Raw genomic sequence first — 24,439 nt, forward strand, 5'->3', positions numbered from 1 at the left:
CGGCGCTATTGGTCCTGGTTCGGATCGCTCTGGTCGCGGCGCGGTGCGCGATCGTCGGGGGCGTCGCGGCGGCGGTCGCGCTGGTCGGGGCGGCTGGGCGCGAAGTCGATTTCGCCATTGCGCAACCGTATCCGTCCGACGCCCGGAATCTCGCCCTCGACCGGGGGGATCGCGCTGGGATCGAGGAAGTTTTCCAGCGCATCGCCGAGCGAATTGCCCGCATCGGGATCAACCTCTTCGACCGGCTCGGGCGCGGCGGCGGGGCCGACACCGAGCGCGGTCTGCATGAAATCGCGCCACACCCGCGCCGGAATGCCACCGCCGGAAAGTCCGGCATTGGGGGTGTTGTCGTCATTGCCGACCCACACGCCGACCACCAGCCCATTGGCGAAGCCGACGAACAGCGCGTCGCGGCTGTCCTGCGTGGTGCCGGTCTTGCCATAGGTCTTGACCGACAGAGCGGCGGCGCGCCCGGTGCCCGTCTCGGCCGAGGCGGAGAGCAGATCGAGCATCTCGTCATGGATGGTGCCATCGAGCGAATGGGTGCGATCGGTGAGCGCGGCCATGATCCCGTGCTCCGCCGGAGCCGCCTCCAGCCCGTGCGCGTGGACCGGATAACGTTCGGCGAGAATCGCGGCATAAGCCGAAGTCAGTTCGAGCAGCGACATGCTCGACGTGCCGAGCGCGATCGTCGCTTCATTGGGGATGGGCGAGGTGACGCCGAGATCGCGCGCCGCCTGGATGACATTGGCAACGCCGACTTGCTGGGTGATGCGTGCCGCCGCCACGTTGGATGAGCGCGCGAACGCCTGGCGGAGCGTAATCGGCCCGAGATAGCGGCCATCGGCATTTTTGGGCGACCAATTGGCGATGGTGATCGGCTTGTCGTCGATCACCGAATCCGGCGTCATGCCGTGGCGCATCGCCGCCAGATAGACGAACAGCTTGAAGGCGGAGCCGGGCTGGCGCTGGGCTTGCGTCGCGCGGTTGAACGGGCTGTCGGCATAGGATTTGCCGCCGACCATCGCGACCACGCGGCCATCGGGGCGCATCGCCACCAGCGCGACCTGCGCCTGGCGCAAGCCCGCACGCCGCACCGCATGTTCGGCGGCGCGTTGCAGGCGGCGGTCGAGCGTGGTCTGTACCGTCGTCTCGGTTGCGATTTCGCCCGCGCGATCGCGCGCCTCGGGCAGCACCCAATCGGCGAAATAGGTGCCGTTGGGCAGCACCTGGGTATGATCGGCAATCGGTCGCGCTGGACGGACTTCGGCCGCGTCGGCTTTATCGAGGAAACCCGCATCGACCATCGCCGCGACGACCAGAGCGGCACGATCGCGCGCGCCCTTCAGGTTGATGGTGGGGGCGAGTTTGGACGGGGCCTTGACCAGCCCGGCCAGCATCGCTGCCTGCCCGATCGACAGATTTTCCGGCGTCCGCCCGAAATAATGCCGCGCGGCGGCGCGCAGGCCATAGACGTTGTCGCCGAAATAGACGTTCGACAGGTAGCGCGAGAGGATCTGATCCTTGGTCAGCCACGCCTCCAGCCAGAAGGCGATCATCACTTCGCGAATTTTGCGCGCGGCGGTGCGATCCGAATCGAGAAAGGCGTTCTTGGCGAGCTGCTGGGTGATCGTGCTGCCGCCCTGATCGCGGCCCTTGGAGGTGATGTTGTGGAAGAAGGCGCGGGTGATGCCGCGCGGATCGATCCCCCAATGCGTGCGGAAACGCCGGTCCTCGATCGCCAGGAAGGCGTTGGTGACGTTTTTGGGCAGCTTGGCGGCATCGACCGGTGCCCCCAGGATCGCGCCGCGCCGCGCGATCGGCGTGCCGTCATCGGCGAGCAGCGTGATGCTGGGCGGGGTCGGCGGTTGCAGCGATTTCGACAAGGGCGCGGTGACCGCGAGCCAGCCGACCGCGAACACGAACAATACGATCAGCGCGGCGATGCCGCGCATGACCCAGCGCAGCCGGTTGGGCCGCTGCACCACCGGCAGGGTGGTCGTATAGCCGTCGTCCTCGTCGGCGTAGGGCTCGCCCTCGGCCTGGTAGCTCGGCCCCCCATGACGTTCGGGCGGCGGCATACCGCCGGTCAGCTCGAGCGCATCGTCCGCGCGCTGCGGCCGATCGGCCGGATCGAAGGGATAGGAACGCATGGACTAGATCCCGCTACACCGAAAGCGTGTGTTACTCATATAAAACAGATCGTGCAAGCAAGGGTCACGCATCGATGCCGGGTGTAGCAGCGCGGGGGGCAAGGCGCGAGGGGGAGCCGATCGGGCCCCAGTTGGCGATTGAGCCCGGCGCGCGCGCCCGCTATCGAACGCGGACCGTGGCCGTGTGCCGCCCCGCTGCGAAAGATTTCCCCGATGGCCGATTCCGCGCCCGATCTGCCCCTTGTCGTCGGGATTGGCGGCACGATCGGAGGGGTGTCCTCGACCGAGCGCGCGCTGGCGATCGCGCTGGACGCGGCGGCACGCGAAGGTTTTCGCACGCGCATGTTCGGCGGTGCCGACATGGCGCAGCTGCCGCTTTATGATCCAAGAGCGACGACGCGGACCCCGCAGGAGCGCGAGTTCGTCGATACCGTGCGGCAAGCCTCGGCGCTGATCATCGCCTCGCCCGGCTATCACGGCAGCATTTCGGGCGTGGTCAAGAATGCGCTCGACTTGCTCGAGGAAACCGCGCGCGATCCGCATCGCCCGTATCTGGCCGATATGCCGGTCGGCTTGATCGCGACGGCCTATGGCTGGCAGGCGACGGGCAGCACCATCGCCGCGCTGCGCTCGATCGTCCATGCCCTGCGCGGCTGGCCGACGCCGTTCGCGGCGGCGGTCAACACGCAACTCACCAAATTCGATGCCGAGGGTGGGGCGAGCGACCCCGCCGTGATCGAACAGCTTTCGCTGGTCGGGCAGCAAGTCGCGCGCTTTGCGCCGCTGGCGATCCAGCATGGCTGAGTGGCTCCGCCAACCCATCGCGCGGCGCAGCGCGCTGACGCTCGGCGCGGGCGCGCTGGCGAGCAGCCCGCTGTGGGCGCAATCCCTGGTCGATCTTGGCTTTTCGCAGGGCGACGGCCGCCGCCCGCTGACCGATGCTTTTCCGGGCAAGCGCGGCATGATCCTGCAGCGCGTGCGCGCGCCGCTGCTCGAAACGCCGATGGCGGCGTTTGACGGGGAATTGGGCGCATCGACCTTCACCCCGAACGACCGCTTCTTCGTGCGCTGGCATTATGCCGATATTCCGCTGTCGGTCGATGTCGACAGCTTCCGCTTGCAGGTCGGCGGGGCGGTCAAGCACCCGCTGTCGCTGAGCCTCAAGCAGCTACAGTCGCTGCCGCAAGTCGAGATCGCGGCGGTCAACCAATGTTCGGGCAATTCACGGGGGCTGTTCGCCCCGCGCGTGCCCGGCGCGCAATGGGGCAATGGCGCGATTGGCAATGCGCTGTGGACCGGCGTGCGCTTGCGCGATTTGCTGGAGCGTGCGGGCGTTGCGCCGGGGGCCGTGCAAGTGCAGTTTGCCGGGCTCGATCGTCCACCGGGCGATGCGCCGTGGTTCGCCAAGTCGCTCGCGATCGACCATGCCCGCGCCGATGAGGTGATCGTGGCGTACGGCATGAACGGTGCGCAACTCCCGCTGCTCAACGGCTTTCCGCTGCGGCTGATCGTGCCGGGCTGGTTCTCGACCTATTGGGTCAAGGCGCTTGACCGCATCACCGTGCTCGCCGCGCCCGACACCGGCTATTGGATGGACAAGGCCTATCGCATCCCGGCGACCCCGCGCGCAAACGTGGTGCCGGGGGCCAAGGATTTTCCGACCGTGCCGATCGGGCGGATGCTGCCGCGTGCCTTCTTCACGCGCGCCGATGCGGGCGGCGTGCGCGGTGTAGCGCTGGGCGGCGCGGGCGGGGTGGCCAAGGTCGACTGGTCGATCGATGGCGGCAAGAGCTGGCATCCGGCGCAGCTTGGCCCCGATGCGGGGCGCTATGGCTTCCGGCGCTGGGCGGCTTCCGTCCCGCCGGGTGCGCAGACGGTGGCGGTGCGGGCCACCAACACCAGCGGCGAAACGCAAGGCTTCGATCCGATCTGGAACCCCGGTGGCTATATGCGCAACAGCATCGAGACGGCGAAGGTGATGCAAGCATGATGCGACCGTTTGGATCGATCGGCGCGCTGGCCGCAGTGGCGCTGCTGTCGGGGTGCGAGCGCTATGCCACGCCCGAGTCGCTGCGCGGCGCGGGCGAGCCGATCGCGCTGACCTCGCAAAGCATCACCTTGCCCGACGAGACGGTGACGCTGCCCGCCAGTGCAGAGATCGTGACGGTCAATTGCACCGCCTGCCATTCGCCCGATTTGATCCTGAGCCAGCCCCGGCTCAAGCCCGAGCAATGGCAGGCGGAAATCACCAAGATGCGCAGCGCGTATAAAGCGACCATCGACGAGAAGGATGACGGCAAGATCGTCGCGGCCTTGCTCGCGCTTCAGAAATAGGCGCGCCAGAAGAACACCACGGTGGTCGCGCCGGTGACGAACAAGGTCCAGCCGCGCACCACGCCGTGTGGCAGGCGCTTGCCGATATGCGCGCCGATCCAGCCGCCGAAGATCGCACCGACCAGCATCGGCAGGCACGCGGCCCAGGCGATCAGCCCGGCGAGAATGAACACGATCGCGGCGGCGGCATTGGCGATCGCCAGCATCAAGGTGCGCGGCGCGAACAGGGCGCGCGGCGAAACGCCCGCGAGCAGGCCATAGACGGCGGTGGTCATCAACCCGACGCCGCCGCCGAAATAGCCACCATAAATGCCGAGCGCCGCCTGCACGACCACCAGCATGTGCGGCGTGATCGTGACGCGGCTGTGCAGCGCATCGGCGGCGCGTTTGCCGAAGGTGATGACGACGAAGGCGAACAGCAGCAGCCACGGGATCAGCAAGTCGAACACATGCGTCGGCGTCGCCCAGAGCAGCGCGCTGCCGGCCAGGCCGCCGACAAAGGTGATTGCGGCGAGCAAGCGGATGCGAACCCCGCCGATCGGCTGCAATTCGTCGCGAAACGCCCAGGCGCTGGTCGCGGCCCCCGGCAACAAAGCGAGGTTGGAGGTGGCGTTGGCGGTGTTGGCAGGCAGGCCGAGCGCGATCAGCGCGGGCAAGGTGGCGAAGGTGCCGCCGCCCGCCAGCGCGTTCATCGCGCCGCCTAGAAGGCCCGCGCCTGCAGCGAGGCCGATTGTCGTCAGATCCACCGTCATTCCGTCATGCCGGGCTTTGTCCCGGCATCGAGCGTGCCGCACATTCCGCCAGACCGGTTTGTGACGCGCGCGACCGGGCGAGGCAAGGTGTGCAGCTCGCAGACCTCCGCCGTGCTCCTGCGCTGGCAGGAGCCCATGGCTGCAAGCGCCACGCCCGTAACCCTGGGTTCCTGCCAGCGCAGGAACACGGGTGGTTAACCCAGCGCCGCCTGCTTTTCCTCGGCCAGCCGGTCGAGCTCGGCGCGGGTCCGCTTTTCGCTGGCGGTTTTCAGCTGCCCGCAGGCGGCATCGATGTCGCGTCCGCGCGGGGTGCGCACCGGCGCACTGATGCCGGAATCGAACACGATGTTGGAGAAGGCCTTGATCCGCTCCGGCGTCGAACATTCATAGGGCGCGCCGGGCCAGGGGTTGAACGGGATCAGGTTCACCTTGGCGGGCAGATCATATTTCTTCAGCAGGCGCACCAGCTCGCGCGCATCGGCGTCGCTGTCATTCTTGTCCTTGAGCATCACATATTCGAAGGTGATGCGCCGCGCATTGTTGGCCCCCGGATAATCCGCGCACGCCTGGAGCACCTGCTCGAGCTTGTACTTGCGGTTGATGGGGACGATCTCGTCGCGGATCTCGTTGGTGACGGCGTGAAGCGACACGGCGAGGTTGACCGAGATTTCCTCGCCCGCGCGCGCCATCAGCGGCACGACGCCACTGGTCGACAGCGTGATGCGGCGGCGTGACAGGCCGATGCCGTCGCCATCCATCACGATCTTCAGACCATCGCGGACATTGTCGAAATTGTAGAGCGGCTCGCCCATGCCCATCATCACGATGTTGGTGAGCATCCGCCCCTCGGGCTGGCTCGGCCATTCGCCCAGTGCGTCGCGCGCGAGCATCACTTGCCCGACAATCTCGCCCGGCGTCAGGTTGCGCACCAGCCGCATCGTGCCGGTGTGGCAGAAGCGGCAGTTAAGCGTGCAGCCGACCTGGCTCGACACGCACAAAGTGCCGCGATCGGCGTCGGGGATGAACACCATCTCATAATCATTGCCGTCATCGGTGCGCAGCAGCCATTTGCGCGTGCCGTCGGTCGACACTTGCGCCTCGACCACTTGCGGGCGGCTGATGGTGAAACGCTGTTCCAGCCACGGCTGCATGGCCTTGGAAATGTCGGTCATCAACGAAAAGTCAGTGACGCCGCGATTGTAGATCCAGTGCCACAATTGCTTGGCGCGGAGTTTCGCCTGTTTGGGGTCGTGCTGCGAGGTTTCCAGCGCCATCCGCAGATCGGCCTTGGACAGGCCGAGCAAATCGATTCGCCCATCGCTGCGCGGCACCAGCGCGCGCGGCACGGGTACGGGATCGATATGCCCCGGAATGGGCATGGAGAGGACTGGAGCTGTCTGCATCCGGGGCACATAGGCTAAAATGCCCGCTTTTTCTACTCCCGCCGATTTTCGTGCGGCAGACAGCCCAGCGCGCGCAGCGTCGTGGCCATCGCCTGGTCGAGCGGAGTGTGCGGTTCCGCGCCCAATAGTGCCACCAGATCGCGATGGTCGAGCGCGAGCGGGTTGCGCCAGAAGGTGCGCATCTCGATCAATTCGCGCATGGTCGCGTTGAACGGTGCGATCAGCGGCAGCAGCGCCCAGGGCATCCGCCGCACGGGCAGCGCAGGATTGCCGACTGCATTGCGGATGGCACCTGGGAACAGCGTGCCGTCGGGGTCGTAATAGCCCGCGAAATGATAGCGCGCGAAATCCGGCAGCGTGGCGTCCCGTTCGAGCAATTGCGCGAAGGTCTCGCCGACATCGGGCAGATAGGCCCAGCTATGGCCGATGCCGCGATCGCCGGGATAGGTGATGGCGGTAACCGGCTTGCCCGGGGTGACCATGCCCTGTGACAGCCAACTGCCACCCGGGCGCGGCCCGAAAAAGTCGCCAGCGCGCAGGATGACAGCGCGCATTCCGCCGCGACAGGCCGCTTCGATGCGCTGTTCCATCGCGACGCGGATGGCACCTTTGCGCGTCACCGGATGCTGCGGAGAGTCCACCATGGCGACGGCGATGGTGCCGACATCGTAATTGTAGATCGTGCCTGGCAAGGCGAGCCGCGCGCCCACCGCCTGGGCCGCGGCGATGCTGTTGTCGAGCATTGGCAGCACCAGCCTGCTCCAGTTGCGATAGCCGGGCGGGTTGACCGCATGGACGATCGCATCGACGCCGTCTGCGGCATCGAGCACGGCGGCAGCGTCCATCGCGTCGCCGGCGAGCCAGGTGATGCCAGGCTGCGCGGCGCGCGGCGTTCGTGTCAGCGCGCGCATTTGCCAGCCGTGCGCGATCAACGCCCGTGCGGTTTCCCCGCCGACGCCGCCATTGGCACCCAAGATCAAAGCCGTTTTGTAGGTCATCTGCGCCTCCTGTTAATGCGACATGGAGATACGCGCCCAGGGGGTTGTCGAAAATTGGCAAGAACTGCCAGGCCGCCTATACAAAAATGATGAGCATCGACTCGATCGACTGGGAACGCCAGCGCGCCTTTCTTGCCGTGCTGCGGACGGGCAGCCTGTCCGGCGCGGCGCGGCTGCTGGATATCGCCCAGCCGACGGTGCGGCGGCGGATCGCCGAGCTGGAGGCGGCGACGGGGGCAGCGCTGTTCACCCGCACACCGGGCGGATTGCAGCCAACCGAGGCAGGCCGCGCGGTGGCGGGCCATGCCGAGGCGATGGACCATGCCGCCGCCGCCTTCGTCCGCGCGGCGAGCGTTTCGGCCGAGGTCGCCGGGCGCGTGCGCATCTCGGCGAGCGAGATCATCGCGGTCGAGGTGCTGCCGCCGATCCTTGCGGGGTTACAACGTGCGCATCCGGGCTTGATGATCGACTTGTCGCCGACCAACCGCAATGAGGATGTCTTGCGGCGCGAGGCCGATATCGCGGTACGCATGGTCCGCCCGACGCAAGACGCGCTGGTCGCACAGCGCGTCGGCGATGTGCCGCTCGGCCTGCACGCGCGGCGCGACTATCTCGCCCAGTACGGGACGCCGGACAGCGTTGCCGAGCTCGCCGGGCATCGCATCATCGGCGTGGAGCATGACAATGCCATCTTGCGCGGGATGCGGGCGCAAGGCTGGCCGATCGACGTCGAGCGTTTCGGCTTTCGCAGCGATAACGACCTGGCCCAGCTCGCGGCCATTCGCGCAGGCCTGGGAATCGGTTTTTGCCAGATCGGGCTGGCGGCGCGCGATCGCGATCTTGTGCGGGTCTTGCCCGATACCGTAGCGGTGGCGCTCGACACCTGGGTCGTTGCGCATGAGGATCTGCGTGGCGTTGCGCGGATCCGGGCGACCTTCGATCATCTTGTCGCCGGCCTGCGTGCCTATATCAGCGCCTGAGGCAGCCGAGCGATGCCGCGTCGATGGCGGTTGCGGCTCCGCGCAGCGCATAGACATCGGCAAAGGGCGCACCGCTTTTGGCGAGCGTCTCGACACTCATGCTGCGGCTGGACCGAATCGCGGTGACGATCGCGGCATCGGTGCGCGCGTCGGGGGCCCAGGCGTCGGCATTGCCCGCGACCAGATCGAAGCGCCGCTCGCCCACCGACAGCGTGACGCGCGATTGCGGATTGCGTTCGCGGCTGAGGCGGATGTGGAGCTGGTTGCGCGCGCCTTGCCCCGGCCAGCTGGCGATGCTGGCAAAGGGGCGCCAGGCGGACGCTCCGCCCGATTGCGCCGGGGCGGCGATCGCGTAGCAGCGCAGCGGAGAGGGATCGGTAAAGGCCCCCCAGCGATCGAACACGCCAAGCGATTCGCGCGCGGCGGCGGGGGCGGCGATCAGCACCAGCAAAACCGCCACCCGGCGCTTCATGCAGGCGCGTGCCCCAGGCCGAGATGCACCACGCTTTCGATGCCGCGATCGATCATCACGACCGACCCCTGTGGCAGGCCGGGCGCTGCGGGTGCGCCATAGCCGGGTGCGTCCGCAGCGTTCGTCATCACCCCGCGCAGTACCCGGCTGGAAATGCCGTGCATGATGACGAGCCGGTCGCCATGATCGGCGGCGGTATCCGCCAGCCAGCCGGACACGCGCGCCGCAATTTCGGGATAGGTTTCGCCATCGGGTGCGGGAAACAGCAGGCCGGCATCCCGATCGACCACGCGCGCACCCTCTGCCGCGAGATCCGCGTAATAGCGCCCGCCCCACGCGCCCATGTCGATTTCGACGAGCCGCGAATCGGTACGCGCCGCATGCCAGTCGAGTTCGAGATGCTCGGCGATCACCGCGAGCGTCTGCAACGCGCGTCCGGTGGGGGAGGCCCATAGCGCCAGCGGCGGGCGCGGCCCCAATTTTTCCCGCAGTGCCCGTCCCATTTCGTCGGCCTGGGCAAAACCGGCACGGGTGAGGGGGGTATGGGCATGGTCGCCCTGCAACCGTCCGGCGGCGTTGAACACCGTTTCACCGTGGCGGGCGATGAAATCGCGGCCCTTTCGTGGCGGCATCTGGGCGTTGGAATCCATGGCCTGCCTTTCAACCCCGTGTGACGCAAAAGCAACGGTTTTCCTCGTTGTCTGAGGTTCATGCAACTCCCCGCCGGGCTGCCTATTTGAGGGTTCCCCACGCAATACCAGTGGGATGTACCAACGGAGTTACCCTAATGCGCAAGCTAGCCCTCACCGCCACCGTTGCCGCTTTCGGCATTGGCCTGGCCGCCCCCGCCTTCGCTCAGGACGGACCCCCGCCGTCGCGCGACGATGCAACCTTCACCGGCCCCCGCGTCGGCGTGATCCTTGGCTATGACAAGCTGCAGCCGGGCCGCGGTCCCAATTCCAGCATCAGCAGCGACCGCAAGGCCGATGGCCTGACCTATGGTGGCGATTTCGGCTATGACGTGGCGCTCAACCGTTTCGTGATCGGTGCCGAAGGCGAAGTCACCGGCTCGACCGGCGATGTCAGCAACGCGCCGACCAGCGCTGCCGCGCTCGGCTATGGCCGCGTCAAGCAGGGCCGCGACCTGTATGCCGGTGCCCGCATCGGCTATGTCGTCGCACCGAAGACGTTGATCTACGCCAAGGGCGGTTACACCAACGACCGTCTCGACTTGACCGCCAACAACGGCACCACCACGACCGGCGCGCACTATAACCTCGACGGCTATCGCGTCGGTGCCGGTGTCGAGCAGAAGATCGGTCGCACCACCTACGCCAAGCTCGAATATCGCTATTCCAACTATGGCGATGCGCGGCTGGAATATGCCAATGGCGGCAACACCAACAATTTCAGCGTCGACACCGACCGTCATCAGGTCGTTGCCGGGCTGGGTGTCCGCTTCTGATGCAAGCTGCCTGTTTGCAGGCGTAAAACGGGGGTCGGGGCGCTTGCCCCGGCCCCTTTTATGTTTAAGGAAAGAGACACGGCGAATTGCCCCCGGCGCGTACGCGTCCGGCGGGAGTGAAGTGGGCGATGGGCCCGGGGGAACGACATGAAGGCGACGATCGAACGGGCGACTCTGTTGAAGGGCTTGAGCCACGTCCAATCGGTGGTGGAGCGGCGTAACACCATTCCGATCCTCTCCAACGTGCTGATCGAGGCGACGGCCGAGGGCGGCCTGAAGCTGATGGCGACCGATCTCGACCTGCAGATCAACGAGACCGTTGCCGCCGCAGTCGACCAACCCGGTGCGACCACGGTGTCGGCGCACACGCTGTTCGACATTTGCCGCAAACTGCCCGAAGGCAGCCAGGTGTCGCTCGCCGCCGCCGATGGCAAGCTGACGATCATGGCCGGGCGCGCCAAATTCCAGCTCGGCACGCTGCCGCGCGACGATTTCCCGGTGATCGCCGAGGGCGAACTGCCGGTGTCGTTCGAACTGCCCGCCGAGACGCTGAAGCAGATCATCGACAAGACGCGCTTCGCGATTTCGACCGAGGAAACGCGCTATTATCTGAACGGCATTTTCTGGCACGTGTCGGAAGACCCGCTGCCAGTGCTGAAAGCCGCCGCGACCGACGGCCATCGCCTGGCGCGCATCACCATGCCGCGGCCCGAGGGTGCCGAGGGCATGCCCGACATCATCATCCCGCGGAAGTGCGTGGCCGAGTTGCGCAAGCTGCTCGACGAAGTCGACGGGTCGGTCGGCGTGTCGATGTCGGCGACCAAGATCCGCTTCGATCTGGGGCAAGCGCTGCTCACCTCCAAGCTGATCGACGGGACCTTCCCCGATTATTCGCGCGTCATCCCGACCGGCAATGACAAGATCCTCAAGATCGACCCGCGCAGCTTCGAGGAAGGCGTCGACCGTGTCAGCACGATCGCGACCGAGAAGACGCGCGCGGTGAAGATGGCGCTCGACCGCGACAAGATCATCCTCTCGGTCACCAGCCCCGAAAATGGCACGGCGGCGGAAGAAGTGCCGGGCGAATACACTTCGATGGGCTTCGAGATCGGCTTCAACAGCCGCTATCTGCTCGACATTCTCGGCCAGCTTCAGGGCGACACGATCGAAGTGCATCTGGCCGACGCCGCTGCGCCGACGCTGATCCGCGAGAATGACAAGTCTGCCGCGCTGTATGTGCTGATGCCGATGCGAGTGTGAGGGACGCCTCCACCTAAAGGCCCATTGACGTAGCGGCACCCGATCTTTATTGACATGCATGTCAGCAAGGATCGAGTCGATGGCCAAGCTTCCGCCTTTTCCGGGTACGACCGGGCGTCGCGACTGGCGCACCGCCTTTGATGCCATTCGCAAGCTGCTCGCCAATGGCGACGACACGACGCAGGTGTTCCGCATCATGCGCGCGCTGAATGTCGGCAACGCGCCGATGAATTACGCGCGGTTGATCGCCACCACGCAGGGCGGGCGGCTGGCTTCCGAGCAGGTCGAGCTGGCGGCGCGCTTTTCCGATCCGGCCTTTGTCGCGCAATTTGGGCCTGGCACGGTCGGTGCGGCGTATCGCCACTTTCTGGAAACAACCGGCTATTCCGCCGACGGGCTGGTCGCGGTCAGCAAGGTAATCAACGAAGATCAGGTTCAGCATCCTTATGCGTGGTTCGGTCGTCGCGTGCGCGACACGCATGACATCTGGCATGTGCTGACTGGCTATCAGGCCGATGAATCGCTCGGCGAAGCATGCCTGGTGGCGTTCAGTTATGCGCAGGTCGGCGGGCTCGGCTGGGCGTTCATCGCGGTGGCGGCGGCGCTGAAGAGCCTGAAGGCGACCGGCAACACGCTGTTCGCCCGCGCGGTGTGGGAAGGTTATCGTCACGGTCGCCGCGCGCAGTGGCTGTCGGGCGAGGATTATGAAGCCTTGCTGGCGGAGCCGATTGACGCGGCGCGCGCACGGTTGGGGATCGCGACGCCGACGGCCTATCTGAAGGCGCAACGCGAGCTTGGCCCGGAGATGGCCTCTTATCTCAGCCAGCGGCGTGGTGACGCGGCACCGGTTGCTGCCTGATTCGATCACGATCGCGTTTCAAACGAATCGTACCCTGCGCCCCCGTTCGCCCTGAGCCTGTCGAAGGGCCCCTCCGCAGGCGACATCCTCGCTTGTGGGGGGCGGGGCTTCGACAGGCTCAGCCCGAACGGGATTGCGGTTATCGCTGTGTAAGAGACATTGGCTCTACTCGCGCTCGGGCACCGGCACGTTGAAGCCGTTGAGCGTCATCGACACCAACGCATAGAGCCCGACCAGATAGATCAGCTCATTGGTGCCATGCTGGCCGAAGGTGTCGACCGCGAGGCGGTAGCACGGCTCGGGCAGCACCCCGCCATTGACCAGCGCGAAGGCGACGTCATAAGCGACGCTTTCCTCCGGCGAGAGATCGTGCGGCTTGATGTTGGCGCACAGCTCGGACAGCCGCTGCGGCGACATCTGCTCGTGTTCGGCCACCGCGATATGGGCGTAAATCTCATAAGCGGCGTCGAAATGCGCGCCGCACACCAGAATGGCGATCTGGCGCGGCTTGTCGTCGAGCGTCGCTTGCGCGGTCATCGCCTTGGTCAGCTCCCACACCGCCTTGCCGATCACGGGTTCATGCAGCCACGGATTCCACGGGCCGATCAGCGCGCCATCGGCATCGACCGTCTTGAACACGTTGAAATTGGAGGCGATGCCCGCCTTCATGTCTTCGTAGAGGGGCTTCTGGTCGTCGGTCAGGTCGGCGGGGGTGATCAGGGGCAAACGCATCGACGGTCTCCTTCGGCGCGGCAGCGCATCAGCGCCGCCTTGGTTCCTGAAAGTTGCGCGGAAATTGCGAAAGCTGCGCGACAGGGTAGAGCGGATGCGATGCTCACGCGCCTGGTCCTGACCGATTTCCGCAACCATGCCGATCTGGCGATCGCGCCGGGGCCGGGCTTTGTCGTGCTGACCGGCGAAAATGGCGCGGGCAAGACGAATGTGCTCGAAGCGGTCTCGCTGCTCGCGCCCGGCCGGGGTCTGCGCCGCGCGAGCCTCGGCGAAATGGCGCGGCAGGGCGGTCGCGGCGGCTTCGGCGTGGCGGCCGAGTTGGTCGGCGAGGTGGCGATCGCGACGGGGACGCAAGCCGCTGCCCCCGAACGCCGGATCGTGCGCGTGCAGGGCGCGGCGGTGGCGGCGACGGCGCTGGCGGAATGGCTCACGGTCTTGTGGCTGACCCCGGCGATGGACCGCTTGTTCGTCGAGCCCGCCGGTGAGCGGCGGCGCTTTCTCGACCGGCTGACGCTGGCGCTCAGCCCCGGCCATGCCGTCCATGCCAATCGCTATGAAGCGGCGATGCGCGCGCGCAACCGTCTGCTGGGGGAGGACGGCCCGCCCGACCGCGACTGGCTGGCCGCGCTGGAAGCGCAAATGGCTGAGCATGGCGCGGCGATCGACTCTGCACGGCGCGCAACGGTGGTGTCACTTGGCGAACGGCTGGCCGACCAGCCCGAGGGGCCGTTTGCGCGCGCCGGGCTCCGCCTCGAAGGGTGGACCGGCGGTGGGGCGACGCTGGCGGCCGATCTGGCGCAAAGCCGCGCGCGCGACGCGGCGGCGGGCCGTGCGCTGGTCGGCCCGCATCGCAGCGATCTGGCGGTGACGCATCTCGGCAAAGGGCAAGCGGCGGCCTTGTGCTCGACCGGGGAACAGAAGGCGCTGCTGCTGGGGCTGATCCTCGCCCATGCCGGGCTGGTGGCGGAACGCACCGGCGCGCCACCGATCCTGCTGCTCGACGAAGTGGCCGCGCATCTCGACCCCATGCGCCGCGCGGCCTTGTTCGAGCGGCTGGCGGGCAGCGGGCAAGTGTGGATGACGGGCACCGAGCCTGCGTTGTTTGCGGGGCTTGATGCGGCTGCGGTGCGGCTGACGCTGGGCGCGGGCGGGTGATGGTGCGGGGGCCCGTTGGTTGAAGGGGCTGCCCGCTGTTACTTGGATGTCTTGTCTGGGTTATGCCTCCGATACGACCCAATGACGCGCAACATAATTGAACTGGCTCACGTCGTTACCATAAACATACTTGTGGCGATTTTGAATTGTATAGCGGTTCATCGCTTCGATAAAGACACCATCGCGGATATTGCGATCTATAGAGAGGCGCATGTCAATTTCACCGAAGCCGTTGTTATTGTAAGCTACGAAAAATTCGGTCGGGGACAACGGTAGCATTAAGAGCCCGTCCGGGTTTTTCAGGCCGCTGTACCGAATGATTGGCACGTCTGACGTTAGGATCGGTTCGGCATTTGCCACTGTCACAACCTCCCACGTCATGCTGATCAACTTCTCGCGTATAGGCGCATTTTGCACGTAGGAGCGCAATATTTGAGCCCCAAACTCTGTAAGTCCTGGCTGGTCCAGCAGTGCCTTGAACTCGTCAAAGGTATCGGGCTCATGACTAGATCGGCTCCCCGCATAGTCTCTCGCCAGGACCCCACCGGTGATGTGCGCCTTGGCATCGGCTTCGATCCGCGCCAAATCGCGAGGGTTGCGCCAAAGCAGTGACATTATAAAGGTAGCGAGCCGACCTTTGTCGAGCTTGGTTGCCGCAACGGATTCTGGATTCCTCAATAAGGCGAGGCCATCGGCCCCCCACTGGTCGATTTGCCGCCAGAATTTATCCTCCATGATGTTACGAACTTCTGGAGGAGCCATCGGTATCGCGTAAAGGTCGGGTTCCGCAGCGGTCGATTTTGGCGACTTCGGCGTACAAACAAGCTTATTGTGTCGCCACTCGTAAACGTAAACGTGACCGTTGCTGTCGGCCCAGCCCCTCTGATAGCTCTGCGGCAGGTAATGATGATTCTGTGCCATGATTGCGATATGGCGAATTGTTGTCGCCGTTGCCATTCCGTGTCGGCTCCAAATCGTCCTTTCTTGCGCGCCCCGCATCCACGATTGCGCGGCGTGCATCCCGATTGTCATTGTGTCGCACCCGTAACAGGCCGATATTCCCCCTCGCGCTTCCGATGAAGCGCTGCGGCCCCGGCATCCTATCGGGGGCGTTCCGGGGCAAAGCTCTTTCATGAAATCGCTGGATCTGTGGCTCGTCGGCTTCGGCTTGCGCTGCGCAGGGCTGCTCGTGTGCGAGCTCGCCTGTTTCGCGTTCGTCATCCCGACGCTGTTCAATTTGCATAGCGACGCGGCGGATGCCGCGGCCGCGCTGATCGCGCTCGTTGCTTTGGTGGCAGGCTTTCTGTCGGTCACCGCGCTGACGCGCGAATTCACTCTCCTCTTGCTGGACAAGGACCATGACTAAGTTCGTTCGTTTCGTGCCGCTGCTGCTGATCCCCCTAATTGCGATCGTGCCGATGAGTTCGTGCAGCCGGGTCGAGCCGGGGCATGTCGGCATCAAGGTGAGCAATTTCGGCAGTTCGGCGGGCGTGTCCGACCATGCGCTGGGCGTGGGCTGGTATTTCACGCCGGTCGGCACCAACATCTATGAATATCCGATCTACACCTCGACCTATGCCTGGACCAAATCCTCGACCGAACAGAGCGGCAATGACGAGGAATTTCCGTTCCAGGATCGCAACGGGCTCAACCTGTCGGCCGACGTGTCGGTCGCGTATCGCGTCGACCCGGTGAAGGCGCCGATCCTCTTCCAGAAATACCGGATCGACATGGCCGGGATCGTCGCCGGGCCGCTGCGCAATGCGGTGCGCAGTGCGCTGAACGAGGAAGCCGCCGGGCTTGGGATCGAGGAGATTTACGGCCCCAAAAAGGCGGCGTTGCTGTCGGCGGTGCAGCGCGATGTCGCGCGCTATTTCGAGCCGGTCGGGCTGCATGTCGAGCAGCTCTATTGGGCGTCGAACATCCGCGTGCCCGACCAGGTGCTGAGCCAGATCAACACCAAGATCGCCAATGAACAGGCGGCGCTTGCGGCACAGGCGAACGTGGCGACGGTCAAAGCCAATGCCGATGCGCGCATCGCCGATGCCGAGGGCAAGGCCAAGGCGTCGCAGATCGAAGGCGATGCGCTGCGCGCGAACCCCGCGATCCTGCGCCAGCGCGCGATAGAGAAATGGGACGGCAAGCTGCCGACCTATAGCGCCGGGAGCGGGCAATTGCCGTTCATTACCGAAAAATAGCCGTATTCGGCCCGGGACCCGAGCGTCCCGGGCCGGGAAGCGCCATTTTGCTTCCGTTTTCGTGGCCACGACCCTATAGGCTTGGCATGGCAGAAGACCCCAACACCAACGATTATGGCGCTGACTCGATCAAGGTGCTCAAAGGCCTTGACGCGGTGCGCAAGCGCCCCGGCATGTATATCGGCGATACCGACGACGGCTCCGGCCTCCACCATATGGTGTTCGAGGTGTCGGACAATGCGATCGACGAGGCTTTGGCCGGGCATTGCGACCGGATCGACATTACGCTGAACGCCGATGGATCGGTGTCGGTCGAGGACAATGGCCGCGGCATTCCGACCGGCATCCACACCGAGGAAGGCGTTTCGGCGGCCGAGGTCATCATGACCCAGCTCCACGCCGGTGGTAAGTTCGAGAACACGTCGGACGATAACGCCTATAAGGTGTCGGGTGGTCTGCACGGCGTCGGCGTGTCGGTGGTCAATGCGCTGTCCGAATGGCTCGATCTGACGATCTGGCGCGACGGGCAGGAACATTACATGCGCTTCGCGTTCGGCGATGCGGTGGCGCCGCTCAAGGTCGTCGGCCCCGCGCCGGGGCGCAAGGGCACGCGCGTCACCTTCTTCCCGAGCCCCGCCACCTTCAAGATCACCGAATTCGATTTCGACAAGCTCGAACATCGCTATCGCGAGCTCGCCTTCCTCAATTCGGGCGTGCGGCTGTATCTCAACGATGCGCGCCACGAAGAGGTGAAGTCGGTCGAGCTTTATTATGAAGGCGGCATTGCCGCATTCGTGAAATATCTCGATCGCAACAAGATCCCGCTGATGCCCGAGCCGGTGGCGATTGCGGGCACCCGCGATGACGTGACGATCGACGTCGCGCTGGAGTGGAACGACTCCTATTACGAGAACGTCCTCGCCTTCACCAACAACATCCCGCAGCGCGACGGCGGTACGCACATGGCGGCGTTCCGCGCGGCGATGACGCGCACGCTCAACAATTATGCCGAAAAGTCGGGGCTCCTGAAGAAGGAGAAGGTCACGCTGACCGGCGACGACATGCGCGAGGGGCTGACCGCGATCGTTTCGGTCAAGCTGCCCGACCCGAAATTCTCTTCGCAGACCAAGGACAAGCTCGTCTCGTCCGAAGTGCGCCAGCCGCTCGAAAGCCTGATGGCGGACAAGCTCGCCGAATGGCTTGAGGAAAATCCGGCGCACGGCAAGGCGATCGTCGCCAAGATCATCGACGCCGCCGCTGCGCGTGAAGCCGCCAAGAAGGCGCGCGAGCTGACGCGGCGCAAGGGCGTGATGGACATCGCGTCCCTCCCCGGCAAGCTGGCGGATTGTCAGGAGCGCGATCCGGCCAAGTCCGAACTGTTCCTGGTCGAGGGGGATTCGGCCGGCGGGTCGGCCAAGCAGGGCCGCGACCGGCATTTCCAGGCGATCCTCCCCTTGCGCGGCAAGATCCTGAACGTCGAGCGCGCGCGCTTCGACCGGATGCTGTCGTCCAAGGAAATCGGCACGCTGATCCAGGCGATGGGCACCGGCATCGGGCGCGACGATTTCAACGTCGAGAAATTGCGCTACCACAAGATCGTCATCATGACCGACGCAGACGTCGACGGCGCGCATATCCGCACGCTGTTGCTGACGTTCTTCTATCGGCAGATGCCCGACATCATCACCAATGGGCACCTCTATATCGCGCAGCCGCCGCTCTATAAGGCGACGCGCGGGCGCTCCGAGGTCTACCTCAAGGACGATAACGCGCTCGACGACTATCTGGTCGAGAATGGCGTGGCGAGCACGGTGCTGGAAGGTGCTGGCGGATCGCGCTCGGGTGCCGATCTGCGTTCGCTGGTCGACCATGCGCGGCGGATGCGCACACTGATGCGCTATGTGCCGCGGCGCTATGAGCCTACGATCGTCGAGGCGCTGGCGATGGGCGGTGCGCTCGATCCGGCGCTCGACCCCGAGGCGCGGCGCGCGGTGGTGGTGCAAGTGGTGCGCGGGCTCGACGCCGGCGACCCCGAGGCGCGCTGGTCGGCGCGGCTGGCCGACGATAGCGGTTTCCATGTCGAGCGCGTGTGGCGCGGCGTGACCGATCGTCACACGATCGAGGGCGCGTTCCTGGGCTCGGCCGAGGCGCGTAAGCTCCATGCGCTCGCGGTCGAGCAGCAAGAGGCCTATGTCCAGACGGCGCGGATCGTGTCGAGCAAGGCCGCAGCGGCGGTGCAGGCCGAAGCCGATGCGGCGGCCGATGCCGCCGATGAAGAACCCGCAGCGCAGACAACGGTCGCCCCGGCCAAGGGCAGCACGATGGTCGCGCGGCCCTCGCAATTGCTCGAGGCGATCCTGGCGGCGGGGCGCAAGGGTCTCGCGATCCAGCGCTATAAGGGCCTGGGCGAAATGAATGCCGAGCAATTGTGGGAAACCACGCTCGACCCGCAAAACCGCTCGATGCTGCGCGTCGAGATCGAACAGGCCGATGTCGCCGACGAGATCTTCACGCGGTTGATGGGCGATGTGGTCGAGCCGCGGCGCGAGTTCATTCAGGAAAATGCGCTGAGCGTCGCCAATCTGGACGTTTGATAGGCGAATTCCGCCCCATGCGGCGGGGTGTTTGGGCGAGCGGTCGGGCAGGGAGCAGTTAGAGACGTGGCGGAATACGTCTTCAAACCGAATGAGCGCCCGACGCTGCCCGGCTCGCCCGCCAATCCGGAACATCCGCTGTCGCGGCATATCGGCTATTTCGCGGTGGGATGCCTGGTGGGGATCACCGGCGCGCTCGGCAATGCGCTGGTGCAGGTGAACCTCAATTTCGCGCAAGGCACGCTCGGGCTCAACACCAATGAGAGCGCGTGGCTGACCGCAGCTTATTACATGACGAATGTCACCGCGAATTTGCTGCTGGTGAAATACCGTCAACAATTCGGGTTGCAGTCGTTCATCCGCTACATGTTGCTCGCTTATGCGGCGACCACGCTGATGCATCTCTTCGTCCACGGTTTCTGGACCTCGGTGGCGGTGCGCGCGATGAGCGGAATCGCGGCGAGCGGCCTGTCGACGCTGACGCTGCTCTATCTGATGCAGTCGATGCCTGCGCCGAAGCGGCTGATCGGGGTGATGATGGGGATCAGCATCCCGCAACTGGCGACGCCGCTGGCGCGTGCTTTGTCGCCGCGGTTGCTCGAGTCGGGTGATTGGCATCATCTCTATTGGTTTGAACTGGCGCTGGCACTCGCCACACTCGCGGCGGTGATGGCGCTGCCCTTGCCGCCGAGCGAGCGCAGCAAGGCGTTCGAACCGCTCGACTTCCTCACCTTTGCGCTGCTCGCTCCGGGGTTATGGCTGCTGATCGCAGTGCTGTCCGAAGGGCGGATCGAATGGTGGACCGAGCGCGCCTGGATGGGATGGGCACTGGCGGGCAGCGTCGCGCTGGTCGCGGCGGCGCTGATCGTGGAGCATCACCGCGCCAGCCCGTTGATCAACACGCGCTGGCTCGGCACGCGCGAAATGCTGCGGCTGATGGCGATTGCGGCGTCGGTGCGCATTTTGCTGTCGGAACAGGCATTTGGCTCGATCGGCCTGTTGAATGCGGTCGGTCTGATCAACGACCAAATGGTTACGCTCAACCTGATCGTCGTAGCGGCCTCGATTGCGGGGCTGGTGGTGGCGATCTTCACGTTCGATCCACACAACGTAACGCGGCCGATCACGATCGCGATCATTCTGGTCGCCATCGCCGCGTTCATGGATTCGGATGCCACCAACCTGACACGCCCGAGCAACCTGTATTTGAGCCAGGCGATGATCGGCTTCGCGTCGCTGCTGTTCCTTGGCCAGGCGATGGTGATCGGCATCGCGCGCACGCTGCTGGCGGGTGGTCGCAATTTCGTGAGCTTCGTCGTGCTGTTCAGCCTCAGCCAGAGTGTTGGCGGGCTGGTCGGTACGGCGTTGCTTTCGACCTTTCAGGTGGTGCGCGAGAAATTTCATTCGAACATGTTGGTGCAGCATATCGTGGCGACGGATCCGTTGGTGGCGGCGCGGTTGCGCGCCGGGGCGGGGCGGGTTGCCGGGGTCGTCGGCGACCCGGCGTTGCGCAGTGCGGAAGGGGCCGCGCTGCTGGCGCAACAGGTGGCGCGCGAAGCCAATATCCTGGCGTTTAACGACGTCTTCCTGCTGGTCGGCGTGCTGGCTGCGCTGACGGCTGTGTGGGGCTATGCGATCCGCTGGTCGATCCGGCGACGCGGCGAGATATCGCCGATTCTGCTCTTGCAACAAAAACAAACCCAGGCAGCCCAGGGTCACCAGGGATAATGAAATGAGCGACGCTTCCCCATCGGCACCGACGGCCACCGCCCCCGATCCGCAGGTTGCGGCCCCGCGCGGCTGGGCCCCGCCCGTCAAATCGCGTCCGGCGACGATCACCATCGTCGCGCTGGCGGTCGTTGCGATCGTCATCATCCTCTATGCATGGCAATTGCCGCCGTTCGCGGGCTGGGCCGAGGAAACCGACAACGCGTATGTGCGCGGCCGCGTGACGATCATCAGCCCGCAAGTCAGCGGCTATGTCACCAGCGTGCCGGTGCAGGATTTTGCCGAGGTGAAGACGGGTCAGGTACTGGCCACGATCGACGACCGCATCTATCGCGCGCGGGTGGCGCAAGCGCAGGCCAATGTCGCGGCGCAGGAGGCGGCGCTGGCCAATTCCGCCCAGGCGCGACGTTCGCGCGAAGTCGCGATCCTGAGTCAGGAGGCCGGGATCGAGAATGCGAAGGCGCAATTGACGCGCGCCGAAGCCGACATGAAGCGCGCGCAGGCGCTGGTCGCCGACGGATCGATCTCGACGCGCGAATTCGACCAGACTCGTGCGGCCCTGCTGGCAGCGCGTGCGGCGGTGCAGCAGGCGCAGGCCAGCCGCGCGATCGGTACGCAGGACGTGCGCACGGTCGCGGTCGGGCGCGGCGGGCTGGAAGCAGCGGTCGATGCCGCCAAGGCGCAATTGCGCCTCGCGCAGATCGATCTCGACAACACCATCATCCGTGCACCGACCGACGGACAAGTGTCGGAAATCGGCGTCCGACAGGGTGCCTATGTGACGGCGGGCACGCAATTGCTGTTCCTCGTACCCCACACCGTGTGGGTGGTGGCCAATTTCAAGGAAGCGCAGACGCATCGCATGGCCCCTGGGCAAAGCGCCCGATTCCGCGTCGATGCGCTGGGCAATGCCAGCTTGACCGGCCATGTGCAGAGCCTGTCGCCCGCTGCCGGATCGGAATTTTCGGTGTTGAAGCCCGACAATGCCACCGGCAATTTCGTTAAGGTGGCGCAGCGTATTGCGGTGCGCGTGGCGATCGATCCGGGGCAGGCGCTGGCCGCGCGGTTGCGGCCGGGTATGTCGGTGGTGGTCAGCATCGATACCGACGGAAACCCCCGCCGATGAGCCGCCGCGCGACTGTGCTGCTGGCCATGGCGGTCTCCGCCTGTGCCGGGCCGACGGTGAAGACGGCGACGGTGGCACCGCTTGCTCCGGCACCGGCGTGGCGCACCGATCCCGGTCCGGTTGCCCCACTAGACCGGACATGGTGGCAGGGCTTTGGCGATCCGGTCCTCACCGAGCTGGTCGAGCGGGCGCTGGCCAACAATACCGATATCGGCGTCGCGGTCGCGCGGGTTCGCGAGGCGCGCGCCAATGTTGCAGTGGCGCGGTCGCAATTGCTGCCGACGCTTGACGCCAGTCTCAGCGGCGCGCGCTCGCGCGAAGTCGACGCGTTCGGTCAGCCGGAGAAGCAGACCGCAGGTGAACCGAAGCTGCAAGTCGCCTATGAGGTCGATCTGTTCGGGCGTCTGGCCGATCAGCGCTCGGCGGCGCGCGACGCCTATCTGGCGAGCGCGGCGGCGCGCGATGCGGTGCGGTTGTCGGTCGCGGGCGCAACGGCCAGCGGATACCTCACGCTGCGCGGGCTCGACGCGCGCCTTGAGGTCGCGCGATCGACGCTGGCGGCGCGCGCTGAATCGCTGCGGATCGCGCGCTCGCGGGTGGAGCACGGCTATTCGCCCAAGCTCGAGCTCGAACAGGCGCAGGCCGAATATGAAGCGACCGCGCAGATCGTGCCGCAAATCGCGCTTGCGATCGCGCGCGCCGAGGATGCGCTCAGCGTGCTGACCGGCGCGCTTCCGGTCGCGACGGCGCGCGGCACGACGCTGGATCGACTGGTCGCCCCGCCGGTGCCGGAGGGCCTTCCCTCGGAGTTACTGCGCCGCCGCCCCGATGTCGCACAAGCCGAATATCAACTGGCTGCGAGCGACAGTTCGCTGGCCGCGGCGCGCAAGCGCTTCCTACCGCAATTGCGGCTCGGCGCAGCGGGGGGCGCGGCGTTTTCGACGCTGCTCACCAATCCGATCACGGTATGGTCGCTCGGTGGGAGTGTGCTCGCCCCATTGTTCCAGGGCGGCCGGTTGACCGCGCAAGCCGATGCCGCGGGCGCACAACGCGACCAGGCGGCGTTCGCTTATCGCCGCGTCGCTTTGGGTGCCTTTCGCGATGTCGAGGATGGGCTGGCGGCAGTGCGCCGATTGGACGAGCAAGTCGCCTCGGGGGAACGGCAGCGTGCTGCGCTCGCCGAAGGGTTGCGATTGGCGACCAACCGTTATCGCGAAGGCTATTCCCCCTATCTCGAGCAACTGGATGCGCAGCGCGGCTTGCTCGGCGCACAATTGGCGCTGATCCAGACGCGGAGCGATGCGTTGGCCGCGCGCGTGCAATTGTATCAGGCGATGGGGGGTGGTTGGTCCGGTGTCGTCACCGACCGGGACGGTCCGGAGTAAGCGCGTGGCCTCTCTTTCGCGTGACTCGGGGCGGCCTGTTGGCGTAGATTTGCGCAAACGGTGAGGGGAAACAGCATGCGCGGTGTTTTGACGGGGTTGGCGGTGACGGCGCTGGTCGCAACGGCGGCAGTGGCAGCGGTTGAGCCCGCCTCCAAACATTCGCCGAAGGAAACGCAACGTGCCGTTGCCGCCGGGCTGGCCAATCCGGCGCGGGCCGATCAAGCGGGCGATGACGCGCGGCGCAAGGCGGCAGAGGTGCTGGCCTTTTCTGGTGTGGGGCCCGGTGACGAGGTGCTCGATTGGATCCCGGGCGGTGGCTATTGGACGCGGATCTTCTCGGGCACGGTCGGCAAGGCGGGGCACGTTTATGCGATCTGGCCGGCCGCTTCGGCCCAATCCGCCGCCAAGGGCGAAGCCGCGCTCGACGCGCTGCATTTGTACAATGTGACCACCAAGGTGCTGGGCTCGGGCATCGTGGCGGCATCTGAACCGGTCGATCTGGTGTGGACCGTCCAGAATTATCACGACGTCGCCAATAAAGGGGGCGAAGCCGCGCTCGATCAGTTGAATGCCGAAGTGCTGAGGGCGCTGAAGCCCGGTGGTAGCTATGTCGTGATCGACCATGCCGATGCCGCGGGCACCGGCCTTAGCGGCACCTCGACCAAGCACCGGATCGATCCGGCGGCGGTCAAGGCGGAGGTGGTGAAAGCGGGGTTCGAGTTCGTCGGCGAAAGCGATGTCCTGCGCAATCCGGCGGACGACCACAGTGCCAACGTCTTCGACCCCTCCATTCGGGGGCACACCGACCAGTTCGTCTACAAATTCCGCAAGCCGCGCTGAGCGGG

General features: G+C 65.7%; 23 protein-coding genes. 15 read left to right on the forward strand and 8 right to left on the reverse strand.

Features of this window, described 5'->3' with window-relative positions:
- Positions 1–5: 5 nt before the first annotated feature.
- On the reverse strand, positions 6–2,153 hold the full coding sequence (locus EJC47_RS05660) for a transglycosylase domain-containing protein (RefSeq protein ID WP_126845904.1): 2,148 nt from the start codon (positions 2,151–2,153) through the stop codon (positions 6–8).
- A 213-nt stretch (positions 2,154–2,366) separates the two neighbouring features.
- Between EJC47_RS05660 and EJC47_RS05665 the strand changes: the two genes are divergently transcribed.
- Genes EJC47_RS05665 through EJC47_RS05675 form a run of 3 tightly spaced genes read left to right on the forward strand, consistent with a single transcriptional unit; the run spans position 2,367 to position 4,487 of the window.
- Positions 2,367–2,957, forward strand: a complete 591-nt coding sequence (locus tag EJC47_RS05665; RefSeq protein ID WP_033966586.1) for an NADPH-dependent FMN reductase — start codon at positions 2,367–2,369, stop codon at positions 2,955–2,957.
- On the forward strand, positions 2,950–4,143 hold the full coding sequence (locus EJC47_RS05670; RefSeq protein WP_126845906.1) for a molybdopterin-dependent oxidoreductase: 1,194 nt from the start codon (positions 2,950–2,952) through the stop codon (positions 4,141–4,143). The genes EJC47_RS05665 and EJC47_RS05670 overlap by 8 nt, the downstream gene beginning before the upstream one ends.
- Complete coding sequence (locus tag EJC47_RS05675; protein WP_126845908.1) at positions 4,140–4,487, forward strand: cytochrome C nitrite reductase; 348 nt, start codon at positions 4,140–4,142, stop codon at positions 4,485–4,487. The genes EJC47_RS05670 and EJC47_RS05675 overlap by 4 nt, the downstream gene beginning before the upstream one ends.
- Here the strand turns inward: EJC47_RS05675 and EJC47_RS05680 are convergent.
- The 3 genes from EJC47_RS05680 to EJC47_RS05690 form a co-directional block, all read right to left on the reverse strand.
- Entirely contained in the window at positions 4,478–5,239 is a 762-nt protein-coding gene (locus EJC47_RS05680) for a sulfite exporter TauE/SafE family protein (protein WP_126845910.1), read from the reverse strand. The genes EJC47_RS05675 and EJC47_RS05680 overlap by 10 nt on opposite strands.
- 194 nt (positions 5,240–5,433) lie before the next feature.
- On the reverse strand, positions 5,434–6,642 hold the full coding sequence (gene rlmN, locus EJC47_RS05685; RefSeq protein ID WP_260591487.1) for a 23S rRNA (adenine(2503)-C(2))-methyltransferase RlmN: 1,209 nt from the start codon (positions 6,640–6,642) through the stop codon (positions 5,434–5,436).
- A 32-nt stretch (positions 6,643–6,674) separates the two neighbouring features.
- Positions 6,675–7,640: an NAD-dependent epimerase/dehydratase family protein gene (locus EJC47_RS05690; protein WP_126845912.1), complete on the reverse strand. Its 966-nt coding sequence runs from the start codon at positions 7,638–7,640 to the stop codon at positions 6,675–6,677.
- 89 nt (positions 7,641–7,729) lie between these two features.
- On the opposite strand from EJC47_RS05690, the gene EJC47_RS05695 reads away from it, so the two are divergent.
- Positions 7,730–8,620, forward strand: a complete 891-nt coding sequence (locus EJC47_RS05695; protein ID WP_126845914.1) for a LysR family transcriptional regulator — start codon at positions 7,730–7,732, stop codon at positions 8,618–8,620.
- Here EJC47_RS05695 and EJC47_RS05700 read toward each other — a convergent pair.
- The gene (locus tag EJC47_RS05700) at positions 8,610–9,092 is read right to left on the reverse strand and encodes a hypothetical protein (protein WP_126845916.1); all 483 of its coding nucleotides are present in this window, start codon (positions 9,090–9,092) and stop codon (positions 8,610–8,612) included. The genes EJC47_RS05695 and EJC47_RS05700 overlap by 11 nt on opposite strands.
- Positions 9,089–9,742, reverse strand: coding sequence for a histidine phosphatase family protein (locus tag EJC47_RS05705; protein WP_126845918.1), 654 nt, complete (start codon positions 9,740–9,742; stop codon positions 9,089–9,091). The genes EJC47_RS05700 and EJC47_RS05705 overlap by 4 nt, the downstream gene beginning before the upstream one ends.
- A gap of 137 nt (positions 9,743–9,879) precedes the next feature.
- Between EJC47_RS05705 and EJC47_RS05710 the strand changes: the two genes are divergently transcribed.
- The 3 genes from EJC47_RS05710 to EJC47_RS05720 all read left to right on the forward strand — a co-directional run bounded on the left by EJC47_RS05710 (position 9,880) and on the right by EJC47_RS05720 (position 12,676).
- Positions 9,880–10,557: an outer membrane protein gene (locus EJC47_RS05710; RefSeq protein WP_126845920.1), complete on the forward strand. Its 678-nt coding sequence runs from the start codon at positions 9,880–9,882 to the stop codon at positions 10,555–10,557.
- 147 nt (positions 10,558–10,704) lie between these two features.
- Positions 10,705–11,817 (forward strand): DNA polymerase III subunit beta, encoded by a 1,113-nt coding sequence (dnaN, locus tag EJC47_RS05715; protein ID WP_033966574.1) that lies wholly within the window; start codon positions 10,705–10,707, stop codon positions 11,815–11,817.
- Positions 11,818–11,896: 79 nt separating this feature from the next.
- The gene (locus tag EJC47_RS05720; protein ID WP_033966573.1) at positions 11,897–12,676 is read left to right on the forward strand and encodes a Coq4 family protein; all 780 of its coding nucleotides are present in this window, start codon (positions 11,897–11,899) and stop codon (positions 12,674–12,676) included.
- 165 nt (positions 12,677–12,841) lie between these two features.
- Here EJC47_RS05720 and EJC47_RS05725 read toward each other — a convergent pair whose 3' ends face one another.
- On the reverse strand, positions 12,842–13,408 hold the full coding sequence (locus tag EJC47_RS05725; RefSeq protein ID WP_126845922.1) for a carboxymuconolactone decarboxylase family protein: 567 nt from the start codon (positions 13,406–13,408) through the stop codon (positions 12,842–12,844).
- 99 nt (positions 13,409–13,507) lie between these two features.
- Here EJC47_RS05725 and recF point away from each other — a divergent pair, with 99 nt between their 5' ends.
- Entirely contained in the window at positions 13,508–14,563 is a 1,056-nt protein-coding gene (gene recF, locus EJC47_RS05730) for a DNA replication/repair protein RecF (RefSeq protein ID WP_126845924.1), read from the forward strand.
- Positions 14,564–14,623: 60 nt separating this feature from the next.
- Here recF and EJC47_RS05735 read toward each other — a convergent pair whose 3' ends face one another.
- On the reverse strand, positions 14,624–15,520 hold the full coding sequence (locus tag EJC47_RS05735; protein ID WP_185867572.1) for a DUF4238 domain-containing protein: 897 nt from the start codon (positions 15,518–15,520) through the stop codon (positions 14,624–14,626).
- A gap of 175 nt (positions 15,521–15,695) precedes the next feature.
- Between EJC47_RS05735 and EJC47_RS05740 the strand changes: the two genes are divergently transcribed.
- From EJC47_RS05740 to EJC47_RS05770, 7 genes are all read left to right on the forward strand, one after another.
- Entirely contained in the window at positions 15,696–15,929 is a 234-nt protein-coding gene (locus EJC47_RS05740) for a hypothetical protein (protein WP_033967305.1), read from the forward strand.
- The gene (locus tag EJC47_RS05745) at positions 15,922–16,761 is read left to right on the forward strand and encodes an SPFH domain-containing protein (RefSeq protein WP_171010458.1); all 840 of its coding nucleotides are present in this window, start codon (positions 15,922–15,924) and stop codon (positions 16,759–16,761) included. The genes EJC47_RS05740 and EJC47_RS05745 overlap by 8 nt, the downstream gene beginning before the upstream one ends.
- An 86-nt stretch (positions 16,762–16,847) precedes the next feature.
- Positions 16,848–19,355, forward strand: coding sequence for a DNA topoisomerase (ATP-hydrolyzing) subunit B (gyrB, locus tag EJC47_RS05750; protein ID WP_126845928.1), 2,508 nt, complete (start codon positions 16,848–16,850; stop codon positions 19,353–19,355).
- A 66-nt stretch (positions 19,356–19,421) separates the two neighbouring features.
- On the forward strand, positions 19,422–21,083 hold the full coding sequence (locus tag EJC47_RS05755) for an MFS transporter (protein WP_171010457.1): 1,662 nt from the start codon (positions 19,422–19,424) through the stop codon (positions 21,081–21,083).
- A gap of 4 nt (positions 21,084–21,087) precedes the next feature.
- Positions 21,088–22,209 (forward strand): HlyD family secretion protein, encoded by a 1,122-nt coding sequence (locus EJC47_RS05760; RefSeq protein WP_126845932.1) that lies wholly within the window; start codon positions 21,088–21,090, stop codon positions 22,207–22,209.
- Positions 22,206–23,594, forward strand: a complete 1,389-nt coding sequence (locus tag EJC47_RS05765; protein WP_126845934.1) for an efflux transporter outer membrane subunit — start codon at positions 22,206–22,208, stop codon at positions 23,592–23,594. Before EJC47_RS05760 ends, EJC47_RS05765 begins: the two co-directional genes overlap by 4 nt.
- Positions 23,595–23,669: 75 nt before the next feature.
- A complete protein-coding gene (locus EJC47_RS05770; protein WP_126845937.1) occupies positions 23,670–24,434 on the forward strand; it encodes a class I SAM-dependent methyltransferase in 765 nt (254 codons plus the stop codon).
- Positions 24,435–24,439: the final 5 nt, after the last annotated feature.

The sequence above is a fragment of the Sphingomonas sp. TF3 genome, assembly GCF_003985085.1.
Classification (GTDB): domain Bacteria; phylum Pseudomonadota; class Alphaproteobacteria; order Sphingomonadales; family Sphingomonadaceae; genus Sphingomonas.